Origin of the sequence: Acinetobacter sp. UNC436CL71CviS28, assembly GCF_000620525.1 — a bacterium.
Lineage (GTDB): Bacteria > Pseudomonadota > Gammaproteobacteria > Pseudomonadales > Moraxellaceae > Acinetobacter > Acinetobacter radioresistens.
Genome location: NZ_JIBB01000028.1, coordinates 1 through 15,297, shown reverse-complemented (window position 1 = coordinate 15,297; position 15,297 = coordinate 1). Strand labels below are relative to the sequence as shown.

At 41.6% G+C, this 15,297-nt stretch carries 15 protein-coding genes and 2 pseudogenes; 10 read left to right on the top strand and 7 right to left on the bottom strand.

Going from position 1 to position 15,297, the window contains the following annotated elements:
- Nucleotides 1-18 precede the first annotated feature (18 nt).
- The 9 genes from N518_RS0110905 (at nucleotide 19) to N518_RS0110865 (ending at nucleotide 6,761) form a co-directional block, all read left to right on the top strand.
- The gene (locus N518_RS0110905) at nucleotides 19-1,188 is read left to right on the top strand and encodes an acyl-CoA dehydrogenase family protein (RefSeq protein WP_017400902.1); all 1,170 of its coding nucleotides are present in this window, start codon (nucleotides 19-21) and stop codon (nucleotides 1,186-1,188) included.
- 33 nt (nucleotides 1,189-1,221) lie between these two features.
- Nucleotides 1,222-1,581 (top strand): hypothetical protein, encoded by a 360-nt coding sequence (locus tag N518_RS0110900; RefSeq protein ID WP_005015237.1) that lies wholly within the window; start codon nucleotides 1,222-1,224, stop codon nucleotides 1,579-1,581.
- A gap of 12 nt (nucleotides 1,582-1,593) precedes the next feature.
- Nucleotides 1,594-2,121, top strand: coding sequence for a nuclear transport factor 2 family protein (locus N518_RS0110895; RefSeq protein WP_017400903.1), 528 nt, complete (start codon nucleotides 1,594-1,596; stop codon nucleotides 2,119-2,121).
- 30 nt (nucleotides 2,122-2,151) lie between these two features.
- Nucleotides 2,152-3,429, top strand: coding sequence for an aromatic ring-hydroxylating oxygenase subunit alpha (locus N518_RS0110890; RefSeq protein WP_017400904.1), 1,278 nt, complete (start codon nucleotides 2,152-2,154; stop codon nucleotides 3,427-3,429).
- Nucleotides 3,430-3,439: 10 nt separating this feature from the next.
- On the top strand, nucleotides 3,440-3,925 hold the full coding sequence (locus N518_RS0110885) for an aromatic-ring-hydroxylating dioxygenase subunit beta (RefSeq protein ID WP_017400905.1): 486 nt from the start codon (nucleotides 3,440-3,442) through the stop codon (nucleotides 3,923-3,925).
- 10 nt (nucleotides 3,926-3,935) lie between these two features.
- A complete protein-coding gene (locus N518_RS0110880; RefSeq protein ID WP_017400906.1) occupies nucleotides 3,936-4,673 on the top strand; it encodes an SDR family NAD(P)-dependent oxidoreductase in 738 nt (245 codons plus the stop codon).
- 32 nt (nucleotides 4,674-4,705) lie between these two features.
- On the top strand, nucleotides 4,706-5,659 hold the full coding sequence (locus N518_RS0110875) for a PDR/VanB family oxidoreductase (protein WP_017400907.1): 954 nt from the start codon (nucleotides 4,706-4,708) through the stop codon (nucleotides 5,657-5,659).
- A gap of 17 nt (nucleotides 5,660-5,676) precedes the next feature.
- Nucleotides 5,677-6,180 (top strand): flavin reductase, encoded by a 504-nt coding sequence (locus tag N518_RS0110870; RefSeq protein WP_005015221.1) that lies wholly within the window; start codon nucleotides 5,677-5,679, stop codon nucleotides 6,178-6,180.
- Nucleotides 6,181-6,374: 194 nt separating this feature from the next.
- The gene (locus tag N518_RS0110865; RefSeq protein ID WP_080592096.1) at nucleotides 6,375-6,761 is read left to right on the top strand and encodes an aldehyde dehydrogenase family protein; all 387 of its coding nucleotides are present in this window, start codon (nucleotides 6,375-6,377) and stop codon (nucleotides 6,759-6,761) included.
- Between the two features lie 124 nt (nucleotides 6,762-6,885).
- On the opposite strand, the gene N518_RS0110860 is transcribed toward N518_RS0110865, so the two are convergent.
- The 6 genes from N518_RS0110860 to tssH are packed head-to-tail and all read right to left on the bottom strand — an operon-like array spanning nucleotide 6,886 to nucleotide 14,498.
- On the bottom strand, nucleotides 6,886-7,845 hold the full coding sequence (locus tag N518_RS0110860; protein ID WP_017400908.1) for a M15 family metallopeptidase: 960 nt from the start codon (nucleotides 7,843-7,845) through the stop codon (nucleotides 6,886-6,888).
- A gap of 5 nt (nucleotides 7,846-7,850) precedes the next feature.
- Nucleotides 7,851-8,474, bottom strand: a complete 624-nt coding sequence (locus N518_RS0110855; protein WP_005025167.1) for a DUF4064 domain-containing protein — start codon at nucleotides 8,472-8,474, stop codon at nucleotides 7,851-7,853.
- 9 nt (nucleotides 8,475-8,483) lie between these two features.
- On the bottom strand, nucleotides 8,484-9,293 hold the full coding sequence (gene icmH, locus N518_RS0110850) for a type IVB secretion system protein IcmH/DotU (protein WP_017400909.1): 810 nt from the start codon (nucleotides 9,291-9,293) through the stop codon (nucleotides 8,484-8,486).
- Nucleotides 9,294-9,304: 11 nt separating this feature from the next.
- The gene (tssK, locus tag N518_RS0110845) at nucleotides 9,305-10,669 is read right to left on the bottom strand and encodes a type VI secretion system baseplate subunit TssK (protein ID WP_005025171.1); all 1,365 of its coding nucleotides are present in this window, start codon (nucleotides 10,667-10,669) and stop codon (nucleotides 9,305-9,307) included.
- A 15-nt stretch (nucleotides 10,670-10,684) separates the two neighbouring features.
- Entirely contained in the window at nucleotides 10,685-11,788 is a 1,104-nt protein-coding gene (gene tssA / locus N518_RS0110840; RefSeq protein ID WP_005025173.1) for a type VI secretion system protein TssA, read from the bottom strand.
- A gap of 22 nt (nucleotides 11,789-11,810) precedes the next feature.
- Complete coding sequence (tssH, locus tag N518_RS0110835; RefSeq protein ID WP_005025176.1) at nucleotides 11,811-14,498, bottom strand: type VI secretion system ATPase TssH; 2,688 nt, start codon at nucleotides 14,496-14,498, stop codon at nucleotides 11,811-11,813.
- A gap of 380 nt (nucleotides 14,499-14,878) precedes the next feature.
- Between tssH and N518_RS0110830 the strand changes: the two are divergent.
- Nucleotides 14,879-15,106 (top strand): annotated as a pseudogene (locus N518_RS0110830) (hypothetical protein); the annotation flags it as partial.
- 8 nt (nucleotides 15,107-15,114) lie between these two features.
- Here the strand turns inward: N518_RS0110830 and N518_RS0110825 are convergent.
- Nucleotides 15,115-15,297 (bottom strand): annotated as a pseudogene (locus N518_RS0110825) (IS30 family transposase); the annotation flags it as partial.

Genomic DNA, 15,297 nt, shown 5'->3' with positions numbered 1-15,297 from the left:
ATGACAAGGAGTTAGCTAATGAATCAATTATCTGCCAAGGAATTGGATATAAAAGTCAGGCCAGTGGTCAATCTGGATGCCTTATGTCAGGAAATTCGTGAGCGCGCCTGCACTGGAGAATTTGATAATCAGGCGTATGTCAGCCAAGATATTATTGAGCGCTTGAAGCAGTTGGGCGTATATCGTGCTTTGGTACCACGACGTTTTGGTGGAGATGAGTGCTCACCACGTCAATTCTGCGAACTGATTGAAAAGCTGTCTATGGCAGATGGTTCAGTCGGTTGGGTTGCAAGCTTCGGCATGAGTCCGGCTTATTTGGGCAGCCTGCCTGAAACTACTCTTCAGGAACTTTACAAGGATAGCCCTGATATAGTTTTTGCAGGGGGGATTTTTCCACCTCAGCCGGCAGAAATTACGGATAACGGGGTTTTGGTCAAGGGACGCTGGAAGTTTTCAAGCGGTTGCATGGGCGCTGATATTGTCGGCGTGGGTATTGCACCACGAAAAGATAATGAAGCACATGGCCTGCCACGTATGGCAGTTATGCCCGCCAGTAAAGCTAAAATTGAAATGACTTGGGATACTGTGGGCCTGAAAGGAACGGGCAGTCATGACCTGGTTGTGGAAAATGTACTGGTACCCAAGGAATGGACCTTTGTTCGTGGTGAGCCTTCAAAATTACCCGAGCCATTTTTTAAGTACCCATCATTATCTTTAGCCACTCAGGTATTAACGGTGGTAGGGATTGGAGTGGCCGCTGCAGCCCTGGATGAGTTTAAAAAGCTTGCACCGGGTAAGGCATCAATTACGGGCGGGACAGAGATCGCTCAGCGACCAGTCACCCAATATGAATTTTCCCAGTCAGAAGCCGAATTTCTGGCTGCCCGAACCTGGTTTTATCAGACTATGGATGTGGTATGGAAGGAAGTAAGTGAAGGGCGCAAACCAACCGCCCAGCAGGTTAGCGATATGCGGTTGTCATGCACACATGCTGCCCGTATAGCAGCCAAAGTCGCCCGAAAGATGCAAATGCTTGCCGGTATGACCGCGATCTATACTAATCATCCGTTTAGCCGTTTTGTAAATGATACCAACGTGGTCACCCAGCATGCCTTTATGGGAGACGCTACTTTACAAAATGCAGGTGCAATCAGTTTTGGGCTGAATCCGACACCCGGCTATTTATAAACTTAACGCATTATTTAAAAAAGGAATCTTGAAATGGAAGCGAAAAAGACTTTACGTGTGCTGTTCTGTATGGGGATTAACCAGAACTTTTTTGATGCAGAGCCAGCAGAAGCTAAGGCAGTCTGGGCTGCTTTTGGTGAAATGTGGCACGGTATTCATGACCTCCCGGGCGTAACCGTATATGGAAGTTTAGACGATGACCAAAGTATGGTAGGGCCAAGTGCTGGCTGGCCATGGACAACCTACTTGTTGGCAGATGTGCCAGATATAGAAACGGTTCATGCAGCCTGCAACCTGTTTAGAACCACAGTGGTAGGAGAAGGGCCATTCAAGCTCTGGAAATACTGCAAGGTTGAAGCACGTGTAGGCCGTGAACTGGTGATCCAGCGTTAAGGATGAACAGAAATGACTGATGGAGTAGTCTTGGCCTCTGTATTAATGCGGCTTGAACAGCTTGAGGCACAAAATGCGATTCGTAACTGCATAAACCGTTATATGGAAATCTGCGATGCTCTAGATGCAGATACTGACCTGAACGAGTTAATGGGCCTGTTTGACCGTCACAGTATCTGGGAAGGAATCGGAGAAAAATACTCCAGGTCCTTCGGTCAGTTTGAATCATGGCAAGCAATCTATGACATGTTCAAAAGCTATACCCAGAAAGAATCACATTTTGTCTTGAATGCGCACTTTGTCAGCTCAGAACAGATTGATATCAATGGCTATGAGGCGACAGGTCGCTGGCTGATGTTACAGACCTCGACCTTCCGTGATACCCATAGCCACTTAAATGCAGCCAGGCTCACTGTGAAATTTAGAAAACAGTATGACGGTTTGTGGAAAATCAAGCATTTCCAGACTGAAAATATATTTAGCCGTCCTGTTTCGCATTGGAACAGTGAAGCTGAACTGCCAGTACCGGCTCAGGAATGAAGACAGGAAAAATTTAAAAGGACAGTTGCCATGAATAGTATTATTCCGATGCATAACATTGATACCGATTATAATGAACTGGTCCAGCATGACCGTGTCCATACTTCTTTGTATAAAGATGAAAAAATCTTTGAAGATGAAATGGAAAAAATTTTTTATAGCACCTGGGTCTGGGTAGCCCATGCCAGCGAAATTCCTGAGGCGGGCAGTTATAAAACGATTAATATTGGTAAGCAGCCAGTCGTGGCTGTACGGGACCGTAAAAAGAAAGTTCACGTTTTATTAAACCGTTGCCGTCATCGTGCCGCTACCGTGTGTGAACATAAAAAGGGCAAAACCAATAGTTTTGTCTGTCCTTATCATGGCTGGAGCTATGCCTTGGATGGCAGCCTGCGTGGTGTGCCCTCACCAGAGAGTTATGGCGAATGTCTGGATAAATCTGAATTCCCTCTGATCAGCCTGCGCGTTGAAGAATATAACGGTATGATTTTTGCCTCATTTAAGCAGGACATTCAATCTCTGGAAGAATTCTTGGGGCCAGCCAAGAAATGGATCGACCTGTTTATGAAACAGGGTGCCGGTTATCCGGTCAAGGTGCTAGGCGAACATCGTTTCCGCTTTCCGGGTAACTGGAAAATACAGCTGGAAAATACAACTGATGCCTATCATTTTCCATTGGTGCACAAGTCATTCTTAAGCTCGGTTGATGATAAAACTGAAGAGTTATTTAATTTTGAAAATCAGCCAGGTTTTGTAGAAGATTTAGGCAATGGCCACAGTGTTATGGTCATGATACCTGAGCTGGTTGACCTTGAAGAAGACCTGATGGAACGTCCGATTCAGGAACGTTTTGAAGAATTGGCACAGGCCCTGCGCAATGAAGGGCATGAAGAACTACAAGTGCGACGTATTGTCCGTGCAGTAGGAGGCTCGGGTTTTAACCTGAACCTGTTCCCTAACATTGCCTGCTCTATGGCATTTTTCCGCGTTTTACAGCCAGTTTCAGTCAAGGAAACTGAGATTCATCATTCGGTTATTACCATGGATGGCGGCCCACAGATTGCCAACCAGTATCGCTTGCGGTTGCATGAACATTTTCAGGGACCATTTGGATTTGGTACACCTGATGATGCAGAAGCCTGGGAACGTGTACAGCATGGAGCCAGTGCCGGAAATGATTTATGGATCATGTTAAACCGCGGCTTGCCAAGTGAAGTTAAAACTGAGGATGGTTTAAAAAGCGATGTCAGTGCTGAGACAGGTATGCGCGGTGCCTATCAGCAGTGGAAAAAGATGATGACGGCTTAAGGAGAGAGCAATGAAAATCAATTTAAACCTGTTAAATGAAGTCACTGCTTTTATCTGGACTGAGGCAGATATGCTGGATCATGCTGAATACCAGCAATGGCTTGCTCTCTGGGATGAAGAAGGTAGATATATTATCCCGATTGATCCGGCATTGACTGATTATGAAAATAACCTGAACTATGCCTATGACGATCATCATATGCGTACATTACGTGTTCAGCGTCTGATTAATGGTGAAGCCATTTCAACTTCACCTAAAGCCAATACGGTGCGCAGTATCTCGCGGATACGGATTATTGACGAGCAGGATGACCAGATTGTCCTGCGCTGTGCCCAAAATCTGCGTGAGTTCCGTAAAGAAAACCTGCGTCACTATACGGCAGATGTAACCTATCATCTGATGCGCGATCAGGATAACAGCTTTCGTATTCATCGAAAGATTATCAGCTTGGTCAACTCAACTGATACCTTGGCTGGTATTAGCTATATCCTGTAGGAGCATATAGATGAAACAAGTGGTTTTAGTGACAGGTGCTGCTTCCGGCCTTGGCAATGTAATTGCGGAGCATTTTGCCGGGCAGGGCCATCAGGTTATTCTTTCTGCTAGCACACTGGAAAAAGCTGAAAATGCAAAAAAAAATAGCCGCTTTCCAGAAAATATCTTTCCCCTGAAACTGGATATCTCTGTAGAAACAGATTTTCATAAAGCAGTTGAGTGCATCAGACAGCAATTTAACCAGCTTGATGTCTTGATTAATAATGCCACTGTAACCAAAGCTACTCCTGTACTGGAGATTTCTGCTGCAGATTTTGACTGGATCACCCAGGTAAACCAGCGCGGGACTTTCCAGGCTTGTCAAATTATTGGCAAATACATGGCTGAACAGGGCTATGGCCGGATTATCAATATGGCTTCACTGGCGGGTCAAAATGGGGGGACGGCTACAGGCGCACATTATGCGGCAAGTAAGGGGGCAATCGTAACGCTGACTAAAATTTTCGCCAAGGAGTTCGCGGCCAAAGGCGTGACCGTAAATGCGGTAGCGCCTGGACCGATGGAATCACCCATTGTGCATAGCGTAGTGCCGGATGAAAAGATAGAGCAGTTCATCCAGAATATTCCGGTCAAGGCACTCGGCAGTATGGAGTTTATTGCTGAAACCTGTGCCTTGCTGGCCAGCCCGAATGCCCATTTTGTCACAGGTGCTACCTGGGACATTAATGGTGGATTATTTATGCGATAGCCCTGCGGCTGATGAAGTAAAAGGAGTTTGGAATGACAGCACTTTATGATGTAGTCGTGAAACATCGGCATATCGAAGGCGGTGATATTGCAGTCATGGAATTTGAATCAGCAACCGCCCAGCCTTTACCTAAAGTGGAAGCAGGCGCACATATTGATGTACACCTGCCTAATGGGATGATCCGTCAATATTCACTGTGTCAGGACCCGGCAAAGCAGGGTGTTTTTCGCTTGGGTATATTGAAAGAGCCGGCATCACGTGGTGGCTCGGTCTCGGCATTTGACGATATTCAAAACGGCATGCAGATTCAGGTCAGTGAACCACGTAATTTATTTCCGTTGGTACAGGCTAAACATACTGTGTTGATTGGTGGGGGAATTGGCATTACGCCTCTTATTACCATGGCTTATGAATTGCTGCATCAAGGCGCATCGTTTGAACTGCATTACTGTGGCAGCAGCCCCGAACGCTGTGCTTTCGTAAATGAAATTCGAAATGGTGAACTGGCTGCATTTACCCGGTTTCATTTCAAATCTGAAGGTGCCAGTCACCGCGAATTTTTTCAGTCAGCTATAAAGGATCTTGATCGACAGAGCCATATTTATACCTGTGGTCCGTCCGGGTTTATGGACTGGGTGATTAATCTGGCACAAACCCAGAATTTCCCAGAGCAGCAGATCCATAAAGAATACTTTCAGGTTGATACTGACACCAGCGGTGAAGTGTTTGAAGTTATGGCTCAGCGTAGCGGTAAAATTGTTCTGGTCAATGCCGAAGAAACCATTTTACAGGCCTTAGCCAGAGAAGGTATTGAAATAGAAATGTCCTGTGAGCAGGGTGTATGCGGTACCTGTATGTGTGATGTAATTGAAGGAGAGCCGGATCATCGGGATGTTTATTTTACCGATGAAGAAAAGGCAAGTAATGAACAGATTCTGGTGTGCTGCTCGCGTTCTAAGTCGGCTCGCCTGGTACTGGATATCTGATGACAAAGGAGACAGTCATGGTAGAAACAACAGATTTTCGTAATGGCATGTCATTGCTGACGGGCGCAGTCAATGTAATTACCACAGCAGGGGAAACAGGACGGTTCGGTTTTACCGCATCGGCTGTGTGTAGCGTAACTGACACGCCTCCCACACTTTTGGTCTGCATGAATCGTTCATCAAGTTCTCACTGCCATTTTAAGGATAATGGAATTTTATCGGTCAATGTGCTGGGCGCACATCATCAGCAGATTTCTCAAGCTTTTGCTTCCAGAATACCTATGGACGAACGCTTTACCCATGGAGAATGGACTACACTGCTGACTGGGTCCCCAGTTCTTTCAGATGCGCTGGTCAGTTTCGACTGCCGGATCAGACAAATGAATGATGTTGGGACACATACAATTTTTTACTGTGAGGTTGAGGCCATTAAAATGAATGAGAATAAAGAGAGTTGTCATGGCTTGATATATTTCAATCGCTGTTATCATCATATTGGTCAACAGGAATACAAGCTTTAATTTGTCTTAAACTTGAAAATTACATGGAATAATGAATTTAAATGAGGGTAAAAACTAGTATGGTTATGGGTAATTGTGAATGAAAAAAGTCACAACGAATTCCTAGAAAAACTGATAAAAAGTACAATCCTTACCCTATGGTAATCCTGCTCAAGAGAGCACCTTAATTGGGCCAATCATCAACGGTAAACAGGTTGAAAATATCGCACCTGATGGATAATGGTATATCCCAAGGTGCAAAACTGGCTTTAAAAGGGGAGATTCAGGGTAATATTATATCTCCGTATATTTTTACTGAAACTGATCCTGAGTCTGTACTTGCCAAGGAAGAAAGCTTTGGTTCGATACTTCCAGTACTCAAAGCTCAAGACGAAACTCATGCACTGTTTCTGGCAAATTATACAGAAAATGGGTTATCGAGTGCTGTATGCACTCAAGATTATGAGCTAGGCTGGAAGTTTGCTTTAGGTATAGAAGCAGGTATGACTCATATCAATGATACTTCAGTAGATGATCAGACCATTGCACCATTTGGTGGAGAAAAAATTCAGGATAGGGACGCTTTAATGACCAGTAGGTAATTGAAGAGTTTACTCCGGTTCACTGGGTAACTTTACAAAAAACACCAAAACAGTATTCTGTATAGATAAGACAGATTTATAGAAGAGGATGATATATTTTTTCCTCTTCTTATTTATAAAATCATTAACCGTCTGTACTGATATTAACTTGGGCTTCAGCAATTAATTTCTCAGCCATCTCACGTGTTTTCTTCAGCCCTGGCATCCGGTATTCTGTATGGCCATAATCCTGAATGGACTTCCAGCGACCTCCCCAGGTAAGCCCTACAGATTCCGCAACCTCTCCATAAATCTGATAACCTCGCATTGCCCAGGGGTCACGTTCGGAAATAACTACTTTACCATTACGTTTGAACGCTACATCTGCGGCTAGACCAAACTGATGATAGCTTTGGTAGCCTTTAGCGCGTGTTGTGTTCGGATTTCCAGCAAGTAAATTCTGTCTTGATGGGCTACGGTAACCTTCCAGCAGAACCAATTCATAATTGTGCTGCTCTTTCATGATTTTAAAAACCATCAGCAAGCGCTGCTTATAACGCGGATTCATTTTCTCCCATTTACGATTAACCATCGTGGTATCCAATAATCCATGATGATGATCAGCTGGATTTTCTATATTAGCAGCACTGACAGAGTTAATGTTCTGTGCCATATAGGCTTGTTCTAGTTGAGAGGCTTCTATAATAGCTTCCTGAATTAATGTTTCATCAACTTCAGGGGGAGAACTCAGTATTTCACCATTGAGCAAAGCATAAATCTGTGGATCAACTTCTTTTAAATAATCCGCTTCTATCCGTGTCGAACTGACAGGTCGGGTAAAGGCAAAAATTAAAATACTGGAAAAAAGTAAAAAACCTGCAAAAAGTATCCACCATTGTTGCAAGTACCAGTGTGACTGTAATTTGTCTGGTGCAGCAGCATGGTGCATATGATGGGCGAACTGTTGAACGCTTAAAAGTTTTTTTCTGCCTTGCGGTAAAAGCATTTTAATAAACTGTGAACCTTGTGCCCGTAGTTCATAAGACATTAAAAAGCCCAGTCCGACTGCTAGGCAAATAAAACAGAAGAAAATTAGAAAAATCATACTAGTTAGGATTCATCTAAGGAAAATGGTTTTTGAGTTACTTTAATTTGTAACGACGCTTTAGGTAGCTCAGGTTCATTTTCCTTAACAGGTATGATTTCCGATTTAGCTTCAATTTTTGCATTAGCAGGAGCAGTTTCTCTTTTTTTAGTTTCCAGATGAGGTGCGGTTTTAGGAATTGTATGAAGATTTTTCACCTCAGCAGCTTTATGTTCAAAAGGTGAAACTCGCGGTGGAGTAGCAGTTGGAGTAACCGGAGGGGGAGTAAATAGCTTGCTGAGTTCACTCTCTTTAGGCTGTATAAAATCATTATCATTATCATTATCATTATCATTAGCTGAGGCTAGTTCTTCTTCAGTAGCCTGAATCTGCTCTTGTGTAACTAACAAAGTTGGCGCGGATTCTGCATGGGCAGTATGCGCTGCTAAAGAAGAGTTACTCTGGGTAAAAGCCTTTTCAGAAGATTCCACTACTGCGGGTGCAGAAGAGTCTCTAAATAAAAAGAGCATGGCTATACCACTGAATAAAATACCTAAAATAAATCCGATCAGAATATATAGAGCAGGTGATAGAGAATTTTTCTTGGATGGCTGCAAGATTCGTAAGGAGGTCGGTTTCTCTTGAATCATTTTAATCTACTAAGGTAAATGGATAGTAATATGAGCTTCTTCTGCAGGTGCTGAAATCACATTCTGATAGGGCAACAAAGCCTGCTGATTTTGTTTGGACAGCATAAAACGTAAACCGGCAAAGGTTAACAGTGCAAAAAGCAGCAGAAAAAACAGAATCCAGAAAAATGGGAGTTCGCGGTGAATAATATGCCTGATCTGGTCTGGAATAGCCGAGAAAGGTGAAAAAGCTGCCTTTTTTCCTTTGAGATAATCGATTTCGTCACCCACCCTGGCTACCAGATGATTGAGACTCTCAATGGATTCAATCCGGTATTTACCCTGAAACCCCAGTAATAGGCAATAATGAAAAACTTCCAGAGCCGCAAGGCGGTCTTTACCACGTCTGCGCAGTTCTTCCAGTATTTCAAAAAAACGGTAACCAGCTAGCTGAGAACCAAATAAGCTCAGCTGTAAGGGGCTAATTAACCATGCATTTTGCAGATTAAAATACGCAGGATCCTGCTGGGTTACAATAGTTTCATCAATCAGTGCGCAAAAAGCATATTTCGCATCTTGAATGTCATCAGCAGAAAAATGCAGTTTTTTGGCCTGCTGTTCAAAGCGGTTAAGCAGGTCCAGAATTTTCTGACGGAACTCAGCCGGATCCCCAGGTAAGTATTGATTTCGAATTAGAAATACAATGTAAAAACCGTCATGCATTAAATCAATCAGGTTAATAGTCTGGACTTTACTCTGTGGCTGACTGGAACTTGGTATACCTGTGCCAATTTTACCATCATCAAAAAGTGAAGGTGCCCCCATAGGATGTTGTGTCATAGCCAGCCTCTCTAAGCGTTTACAACAGCAATCAGTTCAATACTGATGTCTTGAAAGCCAGCAGGAACATAAATACAGATTGCTTCAGACTCAATCATGCGCTGATATAATTCATGATGAGCTTCAATTTCAAAATAACTTACCCCTGAGCGTACTGGAATTGCAGTCGGGACCTGTACAAGATGATGCAGTGGAATAGCCGGTAAGGCTGCAACCACGCGCTGTTCTACATCAACAGTACTACCTACTTTAAATCGTAAAGGAACAATTTGAATCAACTCATGTGTCTGCATCATGCTGCTTGATACAGCAATATAGAGTCGTGTGTCACGATTAATTTTGTCTGATTCTAGGCTACCCAGCCAATAAGATGGGCGAATTTCCTTGAGGGCAATACTAATGTAACGATTAGAAATAATGGTATCGAGTAAATCTCTTAAAATAACATCGAGCTGCTGGAAACTTTCCTGTAGCTGATGGTGTTTATATTGTGGTAAATGTTCAACTTCATAAGCAGTAGAAAAAGTCAGCAATGAGCCTGTCAGCCGTAATAATTCAAAAAAGAGCCGCTCAGGATGAACCTGTGGGTTCTGCAATAAGTGGTTTAATCCTGCATGTGCAGTATTTAGTGCATTTACCAGCCAGAATGAAATAATATCACCCGAACGGAATTCAATGAGTTTCTGCTCGTTTTCACGATTATTGTTCTGAATGGTTTTAATCTTGGCTTTAATTATATTTAGAGTTCGTCTTAAATTAGAATTTAAGGTTTCTGAGGCCTCAACCTGTAGAATTGGAGGAATAAATTTTCGGTCCAACTCAAATATACCGGAACTTTGTCGTTTTAATTTTCCAACAGGCAAATATAAAAAACCTTCTAATTCTTGATTCGGATGAACATGTGTCTCAAGCAGTTTAAATTCTGCACGACGCCGTAACAAAGTAATATCTGCTGGCATAGCGGTAGTAAACAAATCATGTGTTTCTACCAAATAGTCATGATAACGGCTGGACTGTGACGCCTGTTCATCTGAAACATTCTTCTTGTTTGCCTGTAAGATAGGTAAAGCCAGATAAATTGTCATCTCTCCACGTAGACTTAATTCGTCGAGTAGTACAGGAGCAGGTAACAGATCCTGAGCTGGTGCTTGGTAAATCTCGCCATCTTGCCAGATCATTTCAATATTTTCTAAAGCCAGCACATGTGTGCTGAGCTGAACTTCATCAAACTGCAATTTTTGTATGCCATACGCAAAAGGAATAGTGGCACGAATCGTATGGTTTAAACGTTGCTCATGATAAGAGTCCTGTAGCTGGAAATGCTGAGGGCGTAAAAATAGACCCTCGCCCCAAAGAACTTTTTCTGCTTTAAACATAATTAATTACCAATCTTATTCATATTCATTCTTTGGTTGTACACCCAGTATGTCCTTTACCATCTGTAACGGCTGGTCATCTTTAATCACTTGTGCCAGCCACTCATGTAATGGCATCTGGCTCCATTTAATTGTTTTTTGCAGCATATAGCTGACAGGACTGTGCGGTTCATTAGCTTGAAAATAATCAGCAATATCCTGTAAAACCCGCATAGCCTGCTCACGGTTTGCTATGTGAGATTGAATCTGAGGCTGAAAGGCCAGTGAGTTCTGCAACACAGCTGGCTCCTCAGATATAATCATATGAGGAGTCAAGGGGACAGATTCAGTGACTGTATCTGGTACAGAATGGGTCATGATGCTACCGAAAGCTTCTGCTTTATAGATTTTTCTTAATGTTGCATGAATATCAGCCAAACTTGAGTCAATTGCAGCAAAACTTGGAGCATCTAGCCCCATCAAATTATCTAATACCTGTTTGATTATGTTCCATTGCAGTAAAATCTCACTAAAATGCTGATAATTCTGGTATTGAAAGCTTTTGGAGGTATTAAAAAGTGCCTGTTCGAACTGTTCCAGTTCAGCAGCATGCTCTGTAGAGTAATCTTCATCTACCTGCTTGCGACGAATATTCTGATGATATAAAAAATTTTCATAGTCCAGCAGAGTGTAAAATGGTGCAGTATTGACCAGCGGAACTTTTTTAATTAAAGGTATTAACTGGTTAAGAAGACCCTGTAATAAACCGATACGCTGGTCCAGATCATTATCTTCAATTTCAGGATGTATGGACTGCCAATATTGCTCAAGCATGCGGTGGCTTAATTCCAGCCCTTTCGAAATACCTTCGAAACCAAAAAGATACGCCCAAGCTTCATTAATCCAAGTTAATAGACGAATATCCTTACTTTTGCTTTGTAAAAGATCACTACATTTATTGGATACAAAGTCCCAGTCTGCTTGCTTGCGTTCGGTAATCCAGTCACCCTGATCCAGCAAAAAGTCATCTTGAGTTTTTGCCTTCTTGATTTCGTGAAAATCATTAGAAAAGGAAAAATCCTCTCCACAAGATTTATCTTCACTAATGGGCTCAAGAAAATTTGAGATATTGATACTCATATAATACGTGACTCTTAATTTTTTAAGCTTCTATCTTGGTTTTCTTTACTGTACGTTTCTTTTTTACTTTCTCAATCGGATCAAATCGATAAATAATTTCATCATTTTCAACATCGATTGTAATTTTTTTAGGAAGTTGATGCTCCGCTAACGCTATTAATAAATGGGTAGCCAGAGCCGGTAATATGCTAGAATTCAAAATGTTATCTACATTACGCGCTCCACTATCGACTTCGGTGCACCGGCTAAGCAGTAACTCAATCAGATCATTTGAATATTGCACCACAGTTGCATACTGTTTCTCGATGCGGGCAGTAACTTTATTCAGCTTGTGTTCAATGATCTGAACCAGTAAATCATCATGCAGTGGGAAATAGGGCACGATGCGCATACGTCCAATAAATGCAGGCTTAAACTGTTTATACAGGCTTGGTTTTAAATATTCGACCAGCTCTTCGGTACTTGGCCATTGCTGGACTTCCTGACTCAGACAGGCCTGCATAATGGCACTAGATCCTATATTTGAAGTCAGTAAAATAATAGTATTTTTAAAATCGATTACACGGCCTTCACCATCTTCTAGTGTGCCTTTGTCGAAGACCTGATAAAACAATTCCTGCACATCACTATGCGCTTTTTCAATTTCATCAAGTAGGATCACACTATAAGGATTACGACGCACTGCTTCAGTTAGAACTCCACCCTGACCATATCCGACATATCCCGGAGGAGCACCTTTGAGAGAAGAGACGGTGTGGGCTTCTTGATATTCTGACATATTAATAGTAATTAGATGCTGTTCACCACCATAGAGTTCGTGAGCAAGAGCTAAGGCAGTTTCAGTTTTTCCTACACCACTTGGACCGATAAGCAGAAATACACCCTGAGGTTTATTGGGATCTTCAAGTTTAGCTTTTGAAGTTTTAATTCCTTGTACCAGCTGCTCAAGTGCACAACTTTGCCCCATAACACGCTGCGCAAGTTTGTTTTCTAAGGTCAAAATCTGCTTGATTTCGTCATTGATCATATTGCCAACTGGTATACCGGTCCAGTCAGAAATAATTTCATTAATTATCTGGGCGTTAACACGTTCAAAGACCAGAGGCTGTTGTCCCTGCAATGCGTTTAAATCTGCACGTAATCTGGTAATCTCATTTTGAACAGCAGCCTGTTCATCAGTATCCTGTTGTTTAAGCCTTTGAATATTTTTGACCAGTTTCAGCTCTGCTTGCCACTGGTCTTCTGTCTCCTGAATTTCCTGTTGCAGTCTTACCAAACACTGTTCAAGCTCATCTAGGCGTTCACGGTGTATAGGGATCTGGCGATGTTCATTTTGCAGAATCTGTTGTTCCAGTGTCAAATTGTGCAGTTGAGCCTTTAGCTGATCTAGTTTCACTGGCTGAGCATTATGTGTAAGAGCCACCCGTGCCGCAGCAGTATCTAGCACACTAATAGCTTTATCAGGGAGCTGCCGACCACTAATATAACGATGAGATGCCTGTACCGCAGTAATAATTGCCTGATCATCAATTTGCAGGTTAAAGTGAGCCTGCATAACGGGAATCATGGCGCGCAGCATATCAATTGCTACTTCTTCACTGGGCTCTTCTACCTTTACGACCTGAAAACGGCGGCTTAGTGCTGCGTCCTTTTCAAAATACTGTTTATATTCGGCCCAGGTCGTAGCTGCAATTGTACGTAACTCTCCTCGGGCTAAAGCCGGTTTTAAGAGGTTCGCTGCATCATTTTGCCCAGCTTGGCCACCTGCACCGATAAGGGTATGTGCTTCATCAATAAATAAAATAATAGGATGGGGTGAGGCTCGTACTTCCTGAATAACCTGTTTTAACCGGTTTTCAAATTCTCCCTTAACACTTGCTCCTGCTTGCAATAACCCCATATCAAGAACATGAAGCTGTACATTACGTAGCGCCTCTGGAACCAGTCCTTGAGAAATTTTTAGTGCCAGACCTTCCACTACAGCAGTTTTTCCAACTCCCGGTTCACCAGTTAGAATGGGATTATTCTGGCGACGACGCAATAGGATATCCAGCATTAAACGGATTTCATGTTCACGCCCAATCACAGGATCAATTTTACCGGTCTCGGCTTTTACAGACAGATTAATAGTGTACTGATCGAGTGCTGGCGTTTTAATAGCAGGTGATATAGAGGGTATGGTCTCTTGTTGAGTATGGAGATGGTTCTGCTCTGTAGAGCAAGACCGCTCAACTTTATGTTCTGTACTTAATGTACATACTTCCAGAAATTTGTGTTTCATACTGTCGATTGGCAGTAAATCAAACAGACTTGAAGCTCGAGTTGCAATCTGATAAAGATCAGGCGCCGTTAATAGAGCTACCAGTAAGTGTCCACTACGAATAACTGGAATTTGGTCAGCTGAAGCGATTAACCATGCCTGTTCAAATAATCGGATAATTGACTTGGCAAAAATAGGAGTACGAGTATTTCCTTTCGGTAAAGAACAAATAGTTTCCTTTAAATCATTGATTAGATTATCATTAGAAATGTTATATTTTTCTAATAATAACTGTATATCATTGGGCACTTCCTGATTTAATAATTCTATAAATAAATGTTCAATTTCAATTTCATAGTTCTGTAACTTAATACAAAAATTTGCTGATTTTTCTAAGGCTGTACGGGCAGGAAAAGATAATTTTGTAATTAGAATTTTTAAATTACTCATTTATAACTCGCAAATTTTTTGAATATCAAAATCTAGAAAATAATATTAATTTGATATTCTTTTAATATTTTAAATGGATAAAATTATATATTTCAATAACTTGTATGCCATGACTGAATTCTCTTATTATTCTACAATAAAAATGTGAAGTTTGTGTAAAAAAATATACATGTATATTACATAAAATAGCTTGTGGGCAGTTTTCTAGAGGAAATATGGAGATTGTTTAATAAACGTAACTCAACTTGACATTAATCGTAGTTTTTTTGTTAAATTCGGCAAATCTATTTTGTTAATGTATAAAGATTGATAGATAAGTATTTTTTAAAAATAATTTTTAGCCTATCAATTAAAAACTTAAATAAAAAATGAGGCATGTTTTGAAGAAAGGTATTTTAATAGCGCTCCTATTTACAGGTATAAATTTACCAAGTGGAATTAATCTGGCTTATGCAGCAGATAATGTGAACTCCATCAAATTAAAAAGCAAATGTGTTAAGCAGAATCCACTGGCTGCAGGGCAAACAGATCCTGAGTTATTATCAATTTATCAACAAGTTTGTGATAAAAATAATGCTGCGCGTAAAAATGACCTGCTTGTTCAGGCTGGGCGAATTCAAACATGAGGTGCGACAGTTTGAAAAGTCTTATGATAATCAACAAGCTGAGCAAATTTCTCTAATGGTGTAAGCCAATCTAACGCTTTTCTAGGACGAGTATTCAGTGACATGGCAACTTGATTTAAATAATGCTGATCTGCCTGATTTAAATCAATCCCTTTAGGTAAATATTGCCTAAT